11 protein-coding genes are annotated in these 12,172 nt (G+C 67.9%); 5 read left to right on the top strand and 6 right to left on the bottom strand.

The features are described from left to right. The first annotated feature begins 55 nt into the window (after window positions 1-55). The 5 genes from ACR65J_RS02945 to ACR65J_RS02925 all read left to right on the top strand — a co-directional run bounded on the left by ACR65J_RS02945 (window position 56) and on the right by ACR65J_RS02925 (window position 5,472). On the top strand, window positions 56-1,147 hold the full coding sequence (locus ACR65J_RS02945) for an ABC transporter permease (RefSeq protein WP_440165933.1): 1,092 nt from the start codon (window positions 56-58) through the stop codon (window positions 1,145-1,147). Between the two features lies 1 nt (window position 1,148). After that, a complete protein-coding gene (locus ACR65J_RS02940) occupies window positions 1,149-2,168 on the top strand; it encodes an ABC transporter permease (protein ID WP_440165931.1) in 1,020 nt (339 codons plus the stop codon). Beyond that, window positions 2,165-3,880 carry an ABC transporter ATP-binding protein gene (locus ACR65J_RS02935; RefSeq protein ID WP_440165929.1) on the top strand — a complete coding sequence of 572 codons (1,716 nt, stop codon included), beginning with the start codon at window positions 2,165-2,167 and terminating at the stop codon, window positions 3,878-3,880. Before ACR65J_RS02940 ends, ACR65J_RS02935 begins: the two co-directional genes overlap by 4 nt. A gap of 102 nt (window positions 3,881-3,982) precedes the next feature. Then, window positions 3,983-4,390, top strand: coding sequence for a chorismate mutase (locus ACR65J_RS02930; RefSeq protein ID WP_440165927.1), 408 nt, complete (start codon window positions 3,983-3,985; stop codon window positions 4,388-4,390). 89 nt (window positions 4,391-4,479) lie between these two features. Further along, window positions 4,480-5,472, top strand: a complete 993-nt coding sequence (locus ACR65J_RS02925; protein WP_440166645.1) for a uroporphyrinogen decarboxylase/cobalamine-independent methonine synthase family protein — start codon at window positions 4,480-4,482, stop codon at window positions 5,470-5,472. Here ACR65J_RS02925 and ACR65J_RS02920 read toward each other — a convergent pair whose 3' ends face one another. The 6 genes from ACR65J_RS02920 to ACR65J_RS02895 are packed head-to-tail and all read right to left on the bottom strand — an operon-like array spanning window position 5,473 to window position 12,008. Then, the gene (locus ACR65J_RS02920) at window positions 5,473-6,186 is read right to left on the bottom strand and encodes a DUF4166 domain-containing protein (RefSeq protein WP_440165925.1); all 714 of its coding nucleotides are present in this window, start codon (window positions 6,184-6,186) and stop codon (window positions 5,473-5,475) included. 46 nt (window positions 6,187-6,232) lie between these two features. Next, window positions 6,233-7,525 (bottom strand): DUF58 domain-containing protein, encoded by a 1,293-nt coding sequence (locus tag ACR65J_RS02915; RefSeq protein WP_440165924.1) that lies wholly within the window; start codon window positions 7,523-7,525, stop codon window positions 6,233-6,235. Then, on the bottom strand, window positions 7,525-8,538 hold the full coding sequence (locus ACR65J_RS02910; protein ID WP_440165922.1) for an AAA family ATPase: 1,014 nt from the start codon (window positions 8,536-8,538) through the stop codon (window positions 7,525-7,527). Before ACR65J_RS02910 ends, ACR65J_RS02915 begins: the two co-directional genes overlap by 1 nt. Then, a complete protein-coding gene (locus tag ACR65J_RS02905; RefSeq protein WP_440165920.1) occupies window positions 8,535-9,773 on the bottom strand; it encodes a DUF4350 domain-containing protein in 1,239 nt (412 codons plus the stop codon). Before ACR65J_RS02905 ends, ACR65J_RS02910 begins: the two co-directional genes overlap by 4 nt. Next, complete coding sequence (locus ACR65J_RS02900; RefSeq protein WP_440165918.1) at window positions 9,770-10,405, bottom strand: DUF4129 domain-containing protein; 636 nt, start codon at window positions 10,403-10,405, stop codon at window positions 9,770-9,772. The genes ACR65J_RS02905 and ACR65J_RS02900 overlap by 4 nt, the downstream gene beginning before the upstream one ends. Next, the gene (locus tag ACR65J_RS02895; RefSeq protein WP_440165915.1) at window positions 10,395-12,008 is read right to left on the bottom strand and encodes a DUF7847 domain-containing protein; all 1,614 of its coding nucleotides are present in this window, start codon (window positions 12,006-12,008) and stop codon (window positions 10,395-10,397) included. The genes ACR65J_RS02900 and ACR65J_RS02895 overlap by 11 nt, the downstream gene beginning before the upstream one ends. Window positions 12,009-12,172: the final 164 nt, after the last annotated feature.

Raw genomic sequence — 12,172 nt, 5'->3', positions numbered from 1 at the left:
ACCAGCCAGCACCGAGGGGAATGCTGGCTCCCGGTCACCACGAATCCAGGTACCGATGACAACTTTGATTGACGCGCCACCCAGTGACGCGGACGCACTCCTTCCGCCCAAGAAAAAGCAGGGAGGCGGAGGGCTGGGCCAGTACATCCTGGTCCGTTTCCTGCTGATCTTCCCCACTATCCTCATCCTCGTCACCATGGTGTTCTTCCTGATGCGGATCACTGGTGACCCCATCACCGCCGCCATGGGCGGCCGGCTCCCTCCTGAACAGCTCCAGGAAAGGATCCATGCCGCCGGTTACGACCGGCCACTGCTCGTGCAGTACTTCGAATACCTGGGCCAGCTGGTCACAGGAAACTTTGGCACCACCCTCTCGGACAACCGCAAGGTCACCGAGATGCTCACCACCTACGGGTCCGCCACGCTGGAGCTGGCCATCAACGCCCTCATCGTGGCGCTGCTGGTTGGCATACCGCTGGGCATGGTCGCGGCCCACCGCCGCGACCACCTGCCGGATGCGGTTCTCCGGATCCTGGCCATCCTGTTCTACGCCACCCCCGTCTTCTTCGCAGGAATGCTGCTCAAGCTGGTGTTCTCCGTGTGGCTGGGCTGGCTTCCGGTGGCAGGCCGCGCGGGCACCAGGACCGAGCTGTCCCTCACCGCGCTCGAGGCCCCCACCGGGATCTACTGGCTGGACGCCCTGCGCAGCGGCAACATGGCCGCCTTCAGCGACGTCATGTCCCACGCGGTCCTTCCCGCCATAGCACTTGGTTTCCTGACGGCCGGCGTCTTCCTGCGCCTGGTCCGGACCAACGTCATCGGCACGCTCGGCAAGGACTACGTGGAAGCCGGCCGCTCACGGGGCGTCAGCGAGTTCCGGCTGGTCACCAAGCACGCCTACAAGCCGGCGCTGATTCCGATCATCACGGTCATGGGCCTGCAGATCGCCGTTCTGCTTGGCGGCGCCGTGCTGACGGAGACCACGTTTGAGTGGAAAGGCCTCGGTTTCCAGCTGGCCAACTACCTCACGGCCCGCGACTTCGTAGCCGTCCAAGGCATCGTGGTGCTGCTGGCCGTCATCGTCGCCGTCACCAACTTCATCGTGGACATCATCGCCGCGCTGATCGACCCCCGCGTGAGGTACTGAAATGTCCGCCAATGCCACTCTCGAGCCCGTCACCAACCCGCGGGCCTCCATGTTCCGGCGGCTGCCGGTTGTTTCGCACTTCAACAAAAGCGTCGGCCTGCAGCGCTTCATGCTGGTGGTGGGGCTCGTTCTTACCGGCATCTTCCTGCTCACCGCGCTGGCCGCACCGCTGCTGGCGCCCTACGGATTCGCGCAGCTGTCCGATGCCGACGGCGCCTTCCCCACCCAGCAGGCTCCCGGCGGCAAGCACCTCCTGGGCACCACCGTGGGCGGTTATGACGTCCTGTCGCGCGTGATCTGGGGTACGCAGACAGCACTCCTGGTCATCATCGTGGCAGTAGTCCTCTCCATCTTCGCCGGCGTCATCCTCGGCCTGGTGAGCGGGTACATCGGGGGGTGGCTGGACCGCGTCCTGGTGGTCGTCGCTGACGCCATCTATGCCTTCCCGTCACTGCTGGTTGCCATCGTCATGGCAATCGTCATCAGCGGTGGACAATCCAGCCTGTTCGGCGGGATCCTGGCCGCCGCCATCTCCATCACCGTGGTGTTCATCCCGCAGTATTTCCGCGTGATCCGGGCCGAGACCATCCGTCTCAAGGCAGAACCCTTCGTCGAATCGGCCAAGGTGGTGGGCGCATCGAACATCCGCATCATGACCCGGCACATCTACCGGAATGCCACCCGTACGCTGCCGCTGATCTTCACCCTCAACGCGTCGGAAGCGATCTTGACCCTGGCCGGTTTGGGCTTCCTGGGCTTCGGCATCGAACCCAGCTCGGCAGCTGAGTGGGGATTCGACCTGAACAAGGCCCTTGCCGACACCACATCAGGCATCTGGTGGACGGGGCTGTTCCCCGGGCTCGCCATTGTCTGGACAGTCCTGGGCCTGACCCTGGTGGGCGAAAGTATCAACGACCTCAACGATCCGCGGCTCCGCGGCCGCAAGCGTTCAGGTCGAAAAGATGACGGTGGCCCCTCCGCTGCGCAAGCGGCAATTGAACTGGAAGTGAGAGCACAATGACCACCAATAGTGATCCCGTGCCCAGCCGGCAGGACCAGGACCGGAAAACAGTCCTCGACATCGACCACCTGAAGGTCACCTTCGCCACGGACGGGGGCGACGTATACGCCGTCAAGGATGTCAGCCTGGACGTCAAAGCAGGCGAGGTCCTGGCCATCGTGGGGGAGTCCGGTTCCGGCAAGACGGTCACCGCCAAGACCATCCTGGGCCTGCTCCCGGAAACGGCGGTGAGTTCCGGCGCGGTGCTGATCAACGGCGCCAACGTCATCAGCCTCAGCCCCGGCCGGCTGCGCCAGATCCGCGGCCGGGACGTAGCCATGGTGTTCCAGGAACCATCCACCGCCCTGAACCCCGTGTTCACCGTCGGATGGCAGATCACCGAGGGCATCCGCGCCCACGCCAATGCCAACGGCGGGGGGCGGGTATCCGCGAAGGAAGCCAAGGCCCGTGCCATCGAGGCCCTGGGCAAAGTAGGCATTCCGGACCCCGCGCACCGGGTCAATTACTACCCGCACCAGTTTTCCGGCGGCCAAAAACAGCGCGTGGTGATCGCCGCAGCCCTGGCCCTGAATCCAGGGCTCATTGTGGCCGACGAACCCACCACCGCCCTGGATGTCACCGTGCAGGCGGAAATCCTTGAGCTCCTCCGGGACCTGCGGGACAAGTACGGCACGTCCATCGTGCTGATCACGCACAACATGGGCGTGGTGGCAGACCTGGCAGACAGGGTGGTGGTGATGTACCAGGGCGACATCGTCGAGGAAGCGACGGCGAAGACGTTGTTCGCCGAACCCAAACAGGACTACACCCGGAACCTCCTTGCCGCGGTGCCGCACCTGGGCCGCAATTCGGCGTCGGAAGGCCTGACTGAGCGGCGACACCAGGATGAGGAAGTGCTGGTAGCTGCCGACAACCTCGTAATCGAGTACCCGGGACGGCTCGGGACACCGCCCTTCAAAGCCGTGGACGGGGTCAGCTTCACCTTGTCCAGGGGTGAGGTCTTTGGCCTGGTGGGGGAGTCGGGTTCCGGGAAGACCACCATTGGCCGCGCCATCGCCGGGCTCAACCGGACTACCGGCGGCAGCCTCAAGGTGCTGGGCTACGAGATGCTGAACCTTCGGGAGCGCACTTTCAAACCGCTCCGCAAGGATATTGGCTTCGTGTTCCAGGACCCGGCAGCCTCCTTCAACCCGCAGCTGACCATCGGCGACTGCATCGCCGAGCCCATGCTCATCCACACCAGGCCCAGCGACGCCCAGGCGCGCAAACGCGTCGGTGAGCTGCTGGAATCAGTCCAGCTGCCGGCGTCGTACGCGGGACGGTACCCGCACGAACTGTCCGGTGGCCAGCGCCAGCGGGCGTCGTTGGCGCGGGCCCTGAGCCTGAACCCCCGGCTGCTGATCGCGGATGAGCCGACGTCGGCCCTGGACGTATCGGTGCAGGCGAAGGTCCTGGAGCTGTTCCGGGACATCCAGGAGGAGTTTGGTTTTGGCTGCCTTTTCATCAGCCACGACCTGGCGGTGGTGGACATCCTGTCATCCTGGGTGGGCGTGCTGTACAAGGGCAAACTGGTGGAACAGGGGATCGGCAGCCAGGTCATGGGCAACCCGCAGCATGACTACACGCGGCGGCTGATCGCCTCCCTGCCGGTGCCGGACCCGGCCGAACAGGCCAAACGGCGCGAGGAGCACCGGGCACTCCTGGGCATCTGACCCCGCCCGGATTCCCACAGCATGGAGCGCCGGTGCCGGCAGGCGGCCGGCACCGGCGCTTCACACCCGCGGTGACTCCCTCGACTCCCATAGACTGGAGCCATGACGCAGCACAACCCCAGCGCCCCTGGCTCCGACGATTTTGATCCCTCCGCAAGCTCGCTCGCAGGCCACGTGGACGAATCGGTGATGGCTGAACTGCTGTCCATCCGCTCCAGCATCGACAACATTGATGCCACCCTGGTGTACCTTCTCGCCGAGCGCTTCAAGGCGACGCAAAAGGTGGGCTTCCTGAAGGCAACCCACCGACTCCCCGCCGGCGACCCCGGACGTGAAGCCGCGCAGATCGCCCGGCTGCGCCGCCTTGCCGAAGACGCCCACCTTGACCCGGCGTTCGCGGAGAAATTCCTTAACTTCATCATCGGCGAGGTGATCCGGCACCACGAGGCCATCGCCGAGGACCACCAGGCCTCGTCCGGCCAGCAGCCGCAGACCTCCGCACTGGCGTGAGCCGGGAACAGCAGCAACCGGGGGGCAGCACGCTCCCGGCCTCGGGGCTTCACCAGGACCGAACGGCCACGGAAGTCACCGCCACCGGCCTGGGACCATGGCCGGGCGACGATCCGCTCGAAGCCACCCGGATCATCCGCGGCGAGCTTGGCAACCCGCACCTTCCCTTCCTGGCTGAACTGCCCGACCGCGGCGTCGGGTCAGACGCCTTGGGCCGCACCGCCTCCCTCCTGGTGGAACTCGCGGTGGATGTCCAGCCACACGGCTGGCGGCTCGTGGACCGCCCCGGCAAGGACATGCGCCGCGCAGCGTCGGCGCTGTCCACCGACCTGCACGTCCTGGCCGATGTGGCCGGGGCAGAGGACATTTCTGCCGCGGAATTGAAGGTGCAGCTTGTGGGACCGCTGAGCCTTGCCGCCGGCCTCTACCTGCACAACGGTGAACGCGCCCTGCTGGACCACGGAGCCCGCCGGGACCTGGCCGCTTCCCTGGCAGCGGGAGTGGGCAGTTACCTCACCCGGGCGGCTGCGGCCGTTCCTGGCACCCGGTTGGTGGTGCAGGTGGACGAGCCCGCCATTGCCGCCGTGCTGGCCGGAACCATCCCCACGGGCAGCGGCTACCGCACCCTTCGCTCGGTGGCAGCAACGGAGGCCCGCGAGTCATGGCGCCTGGTCCTGGACGCACTGCGTGCAGCCGGTGCAAATGAGGTTGTGGTGTCGTTCCCCGAAATCGAAGCCCCAATCGAGCTGGCCCTCAGCGCAGGGGCTGACGGTGTCGCATTGCCGCTGAAAGCGCTCACCAACCGCCAGTGGGAGCAGGTGGCCGGAGCGGTGGAGGCTGGAAAACAATTCTGGGCCGGCGCCCTGGATGTTCCCGCCGGCGGTCCGCTGCCCAAAGTTGCCCACTGCGTGGACTCGGTGTGGCGTCCCTGGCGCCAGCTGGGCCTGCCGCCTTCATTGCTGCGCGCAATCCGGGTGACGCCCGCCGCAGGGCTGGCGGGCCACACACCTGCCCAAGCCACAGCCGTCCTGCACCGGCTCACCCAGGTGGCCGACGGCCTGAACCAGCAGGCGCTGGGCTAGCTAGACCCTGTTCTCCCAGCGGTCCGGCTGGGCGTAGCGGGGCAGGTAGCTTTGCGCGGAACCGCCGCCGCTGTAGGGGCGCAGACGGTAATCAAATGTCCCCGCGTACACCAGGACCAGTCCAATCTGTGGCTGGATGACTTTCACCTGGATGCGGTGCCGCCCATTGCTGCCTTCGGCCGGATCCCACCACTGCTCGGCATAGGCCTTGGCGTCCAGCGCTGCCGGAAGCGGTACGCGGAGAGGGCCCACGAAGAGCCGCGACGCCTCCGAAACGCCGCGCAGCCTGCCTTCGGCAGTGACGCCCAGGTTCAGGTCCGTCACCAGGCGCCGGTAGCGTCCCACGTAGTCCACCAGTTGGGGGCTGCCCTCCCGGCTGGTGACGCTGGTGGTGTCCTGGAAAAGCCGGGTGCGGTCCGGGAAACGGATTTCACGGCGGGCCGTGAGGCTGGAACGGCCGAATGGATCCTGGTGGGCGTGGTTCTCGATCCGGAACGGGATGTTCTCACCGTATTCAGGGAAAAAGGCCTCTTCGCCCCCAGCCAGCCGCAGCAAAGGGCGCAGCCACCGCTGGCGACACCCCACGACGTCGAACGTTCCTTCCCCCACCCCGTACTGTCCGGAACCCGGCGCCAGCGAGAAGTACTCCTGGAGTTCGGGCTGCAGCCGGGAGTACCCGGCGCCCAGGGCCTGCCGGTAGATGGGGACGCTCATGACGTGGACCTCCTGTTGCCTGCGGCGGCGCTGTCGGCCTCCAGCTTCACAATCTACCGGCAGCCTTGAGCCGGATGTACATGTCCGCGAGCCGGGGCGGCAGGTCATGGGGCTCGGCGTCCACCACCTCGACGCCGTAGCGGCGCAGTTCGGCGGTGACCGCCGCGCGCTGCAGGAGGGCGCGCTCGGCGGCGGCCGCACGGAACACGCCGGTGGCGTCGTTGCGTTCCCGGAGCATGGTGCCCAGCTGGGGGTCGCGGACGGCCGCCACCACCACGACGTGCTGGCTGGCCAGCCGCTCCGCCACCGGGAGGAGGCCTTCTTCGGGTGCTCCGCTGTCCAGTGTTGTCAGCAGCACCACGAGTGACCGGTGCGCGGAGACGGCGCGGACCTGTGCCGGCACGGCTGGCCAGTCCATCTCGATCAGCTCCGCTTCGAGGGGAGCCATGGCCTGGACCAGCCGGCCCAGGATGTCGCCCTGGCCTGCAGAACCTGCCCGCGCCCGGGTCCTGCGGTCAAAGGCCAGGAAGTCCACCCTGTCGCCGCCCCGTTCGGCAAGGACGCCCAGGAGGAGTGCAGCCTCGATCCCGGTGTCCAGCCGGGTTTCGTCAGCGATCCTCGCCGCGGAGGTTCGGGAGGTATCGAGGACCATGACCACCCGGCGGTCCCGTTCCGGCCGCCAGGTGCGGACCACGACCGAGGAGCGCCGGGCTGTGGCGCGCCAGTCGATGGACCGCACGTCATCACCGCGGACGTAGTCGCGCAGGGAATCGAACTCTGTGCCGGCACCGCGGATCTGGACGGCGGCCTTCCCATCGAGTTCGCGCAGCTTCCGCAGCTTTGAGGGCAGGTGCCGGCGCGAATGGAAGGGCGGCAGTACCCGCACCGAGCCGGGGCACCCGATGGTCCGCTGCCGGGCTGCCAGGCTGAGCGGACCATAGGAGCGGATTGTCACGTGTGGCGCCTTGAGGTCCCCCCGCCGGGCAGGCCGGAGCCTGACCGCGAACCGCCTGCTTTCGCCGGCGGGGACGTCGATGTCCTGGACAGGGTCCTGCGCCCCGGCGGAAGGTTGCCACCCGTCCCTGAACGAGCCCCGGAGCCTGCGGGAACCTCCGTTGCGGAGCGTGAGGACTGCCTCCACCGCGTTATTGAGCGTGACGTTCTCCGGCTCCGCACGTACCGCACTCACCAGTCTGGGGGATCCAGCAAACAGCAGGTCAGCGCCCAGCAGGGCCGCGAGGACGGCAGCCACGGCGAGTACGGTCAGCCATCCCGGGAACAGCAGCACCGGCACCACGCCCAGCAGCACCACCGCCACGAAGCGCCCCGAGATGGCCATCAGCGCGGAACGGGGACGGAGGCCAGGATGCTGCCCAGGACGTCGTCCACCCGGACCCCGTCCATCTGGGCTTCGGGCTGCAGGGCCACCCGATGCCGCAGGCAGGGCAGGGCCAGCGCCTTGACGTCGTCCGGGGTGACGAAAGGACGCCCGGAGAGCCAGGCCCAGGACCTGGAGGTATTGAGCAGGGCAGTGGCGCCGCGCGGTGAGACGCCAAGCTGGAACGAGGGGGCGGCCCTGGTGGCGCGCACCAGGTCAACGATGTAGCCGATGATTTCCGGTTCCACGGCCACCCGGGCCACTGCTTCGCGGGCCCGTTCCAGGTCCTCCGCGCCTGCCACCGGCCGGACGCCTGCTGCTGCCAGGTCGCGGGGATCGAAGCCGGCAGCATGCCGGCGGATCACCTCGATTTCCTCACCGCGCCCGGGCAGGGGCATGGTGAGCTTGAGCAGGAACCGGTCCAGTTGCGCCTCCGGCAGGGAATAGGTCCCCTCGTACTCCACCGGGTTCTGGGTGGCTGCCACCAGGAACGGCGCCGGCAGCCGCCTGGACACTCCGTCCACGGACACCTGCCGCTCTTCCATGGCCTCGAGAAGGGAGGCCTGGGTCTTGGGCGGGGTCCGGTTGATCTCGTCGGCCAGCAGGAGGTTGGTAAAGACGGGCCCCTCCCGAAAGCTGAACTCTGACGTATGGGAGTCGTAGACCAACGAGCCGGTGACGTCGCCCGGCATGAGGTCGGGAGTGAACTGCACCCGCTTGGTGTCCATGCTCAGGGCGGAGGAAAGCGCCCTGACCAGCAGGGTCTTGGCAACACCGGGTACTCCTTCCAGCAGCACATGTCCCTGCGAAAGCAGGGCAATCAGCAGGCCCGTGACCGTGGCGTCCTGCCCCACCACCGCCTTTGCCACCTCGCGGCGGACGGCCAGCAGCGCCTGCCGCGCGCCGTCGTCGTCCATCCTGTTGTTGGCGTCCAGGGGGTTAAGGACCCCCGGCCCACTGCTCTGTTCACTCATCGGGTCATGACCTCTTTCTCAAGTTTGTCCAGCGCCTGCGACCAGGCCACCAGCCGGGCTTCGGTTGTGGGGCGTTCGTTGACCAACGTGCGGACGCCGGCTGCATCCCTGCCGAGCAGCCGGGCCGCCGCGGCAATGGTGTCCTCGGCGGTTGCGCCTGGGCCCGGCCTCAGTTTTCCGGCGAGCCGCACCAGCAGGCCGGCCCGAAGGTTGTCCCGGGCCTGTTCAAGGGCACGTGAGTCCTGGTAAAGCCGGGCACGTCCTTCTGCAGTTTCAACAGCCTTGACCACCACCGGCAACGGCTCGAACACCAACGGGCCGTGGCGGCGGCCGCGCCACATGATGGCAGCGAACGCCACCACCAGCAGCCAGGGGCCCAGGAAGCGGGCCCAGCCCGGTGCAAGGTCATCGAGGGTTTTCCCGGATCCGCCCGCCGCTGCGTCTTCGATCGAGGGCAGGTACCAGACGAGGTCCGGCGACGTGCCAAGCAGCCGGACCGCCAGCGCGGCGTTTCCCAGCTCGTCCAGTTTGTCGTTGCCCAGGACTGCCGTGCTGCCCAGTACGGCCAGCCCGCCGTCGTCGCTGACGGCAAGCATCCCCGCGGTTCCTGCCGCCCGGTAGCAGGTGGTCCCGCCGTCGTACACGTATCCCTGCCGGCCGGTGACCTGTCCGGCTGCTTCCGGGTCCGGCTCGGCACAACCGGGGTCCAGGACAGGGGAGGAATCAGGGACGACGCCGGCCTGGTGGATGCCGCTCTCCAGGTCAGCGAGGGTTTCCAGCCTGGGGGTGACCACCACGACGCGGTCAGCGGCAGCCACAAGGCCGGCCAGCTGCTGCCCGTCCAGGACGCCGTTCCGGTCGTAGAGCAGGAGGGTGGGGGAGGAGCCCGAGCGAAGGTCATCCAGGGCGGCGTCGAACCGGCCGGGGGTATGGACCGAAACTCCGTGCCGGCCCAGGATTTCCGCCAGTGCCCTGGCGCCCTCGGGTCCGGCATTGTGGACTGAGAGACGGACGGTGTCACCCTTGGGCGCGAGCTGCGTGGCGATGACCAGGGCCAGCGCAGCCGCCACCACCGTTGCCGCTGCTGCGACGCCCTTGTGGCGCCGCAGCCAGGTCAGAAACTTGCCGGCGGAGAGTTTCCCGCGCGGCGTCGGAGGTCCGGGGGACTGGCGCGTTTTGTGTGCAGAATCCGTGTCCTTGCCAGGCTCCGTGCCCGCCATGGTCGCCCCGCTCATAACTGCAACACCGGGCTGCCGGCCGCGGGCTTCATGGCGTCCAGTGCCGCGTCAAGCGCCACCATTTCCTGGTAGTCCGCAGTGCCTGCTGCCCTGTTTCCGTAGCGGATGCCGTCAAAAGTGGCCGCTGCCCTGGCCAGGCGCCCGGACTCGCCGGAGAACGGCACTGACAATGCCTGCGCGGCCTCGTCGGCGGTCCTGCCTGGCTGGGGATCGAGGATGGTCCTGTTCTCTGCGCTGCGGACCACGGCTCGGAAACGGTCGACGACGGCGTCCCCCCACAGTCCGGCGTCGGCGGCGGCTTCCGCGCGGTTCCGGTAGTCCGCAGCGGCCAGGGCGGTTTCCCTTTCGAAGACGTCCTTGGCCTGCCGGGCCCGCGCGTTCAGCCGGGGGCGGGCAAGGAGGACGGCGGCCGCGATGATGGCAGCAATGACGAGGGCAATGACGGGGCTGGGTACCAGAGCGGCGTCCCCCTGGGAGCCGTCCAGGGACTGCAGCCAGTCAAGGAAGTTCCGCCACAGGGTGTCCAGCCAGGACGGGGCGGCGTCCCGGTATTCAGGTTTGGCCAGCTCTTCTGCCGCCCATCGCCGTGCCTCGTCGGCGCCGGGGAGCACTGGCGGTTCAGCGGCCATACGGCCATGCCCCTGGCGCCGTTCCATGCCCGGGGTACGGAGTGCGCCCGGCCTCGGCGTTCCGGCCGGGGATGCCGTCGGGATCCGCTCCGGTCTCCAGGCCGCGCAGGAGCGCGATATCCAGTCCATCCTTGCGCATCCGCAGGTCCATGTAGAGCAACGCCATGACAGACGTTTGGAAGGCGTAGCCCACTGCGCCCACCAAGGCTCCGACTACCGCGGTAATGATGCCGATGGCCACAGTCAGCGTTGCGTCCTGTCCGCTGCCGCCGTGCGGCGAGACGACTCCGGACAGGACCGTGGGGAGGAGGCTTGCAGGGATCAACACCACCTGGGTGATAACTGCCACCAGGATTCCCACTACCAGGGTGATGCCAAGGATGCGCCACCAGTTGGCCCGGGTGAGGGCCCACGAGCGGCTAAGTCCCGCAATGGCGCCGAGTTCTTCGATGACGACGGCGGCAGGCGCCACCATGAGCTTGACCGCCACCCAGAGGAACAGCACGACGAAGCCCATCATCAGGGGGATGACCAGCAGTGAGGCCGCGCCGCGGACATTGGAGAGCAGGAGCACGATGAGGGTGAAGAATAGCGCCATGGCGGCCACGGCAGCGGCCACCAGCACCGCGGCCAGCCGAATCAGCGCCCCGATCCGTGACCGCACCAGCGACACCATGCGCCGGAAGCCGGTAGGCCGGTTCAGGACCGACCGCGCTACGGGGACCACCATGGCGCCCTGGAGGACCACGGACATGAACACGGACAGGATGGACAGCACGGCGAACCCGGCTATCAGCCCAATCCCCAGCGACGCGACGTCAGTCCTGCTGGCCGTCTTCGCCCAGGCTTCAATGGACCCGGATGACGTCGCGACCACTCCCGTGAGCACTGCGGCGAGGATAGCCGACAGGGACTGCGCCAGGAGGCCTGCGCCCAGCATCGCCTTGGCGTTGCGCCGGAGGGCCTGGAACGAGCCATCCAGGATTTCCCCGAACATCAGCGGCCGCAGGGGAATGATGCCCGGCTTGGGCGGGGCGACATAGCGCGGCTGTCCGTAAGGGGAGGCGCCGTAGGGGGAGGCCCCGTACGGAGCGGCGCCGGCGGACGGGGAAGGATACGGCGGACTCCCGTAAGGGGAGCCAGTGTAGGACGGTCCATTGTGGGGAGAACCGTTGTAGGGCTGCCCACCGTAGGGAGTGCCGGACGGTGTGCTTCCGCGGTAGGGAACGTTCCCGTTCGGGTACGGTCCGCGCTCTTGCCACGGCTGCGGTTGCGGCGGCGACTGCTGTTGCCACGCCCGCCGCTCCTCCCACCAGGGTGCCTGCTGCCCCGGCTGTCCTGCGGCCCACTCCTGCGCCGCATTCTTATGCTGCGGGCTGCCCGTTTGTTGCGCCGTATCCTTTTGCTGCGCGGTGTCTTCTTGCTGTGCGGTGTCTTCTTGCTGTGCGGCGTCCGTTACCTGCCCTGCCGGGGGCGCCCACGGCCGATCCCAGGCAGGCGGCACCTGGCCGGGTCCCTCGGCAGCCGCGGTCCCGCCGTCGTCATGGCCTTTGCCCGGCCACTCCGGCGTTGGATCCCCGCGCTGCGGCTCCTGTGGTGACACTGATTTCCTCCCCCATATCAGTCCGCCTGCCCCGCAGCCGGCCCGCCCAAAGGGGCGCGCCGGCAAAGCAGGGCGTGACCCCAAGACTATAGTTCCGGCGTCGGGCGGCCTAGTGTCCCGCCATGCCGGGAGGCCGCTCAACAGGACAAACCCATCCCGATAAG

The organism is Arthrobacter sp. SAFR-044 (assembly GCF_059414985.1).
The sequence above is the reverse complement of the archived record's forward strand: the minus strand, read 5'-3'. Positions and strand labels throughout refer to the sequence as shown.

Coding starts and splice junctions, on each gene's coding strand:
- ACR65J_RS02945 (WP_440165933.1), top strand. CDS start 56: ATGACAACTTTGATTGACGCGCCACCCAGTGACGCGGACGCACTCCTT.
- ACR65J_RS02940 (WP_440165931.1), top strand. CDS start 1,149: ATGTCCGCCAATGCCACTCTCGAGCCCGTCACCAACCCGCGGGCCTCC.
- ACR65J_RS02935 (WP_440165929.1), top strand. CDS start 2,165: ATGACCACCAATAGTGATCCCGTGCCCAGCCGGCAGGACCAGGACCGG.
- ACR65J_RS02930 (WP_440165927.1), top strand. CDS start 3,983: ATGACGCAGCACAACCCCAGCGCCCCTGGCTCCGACGATTTTGATCCC.
- ACR65J_RS02920 (WP_440165925.1), bottom strand. CDS start 6,186: ATGAGCGTCCCCATCTACCGGCAGGCCCTGGGCGCCGGGTACTCCCGG.
- ACR65J_RS02915 (WP_440165924.1), bottom strand. CDS start 7,525: ATGGCCATCTCGGGGCGCTTCGTGGCGGTGGTGCTGCTGGGCGTGGTG.
- ACR65J_RS02910 (WP_440165922.1), bottom strand. CDS start 8,538: ATGAGTGAACAGAGCAGTGGGCCGGGGGTCCTTAACCCCCTGGACGCC.
- ACR65J_RS02905 (WP_440165920.1), bottom strand. CDS start 9,773: ATGAGCGGGGCGACCATGGCGGGCACGGAGCCTGGCAAGGACACGGAT.
- ACR65J_RS02900 (WP_440165918.1), bottom strand. CDS start 10,405: ATGGCCGCTGAACCGCCAGTGCTCCCCGGCGCCGACGAGGCACGGCGA.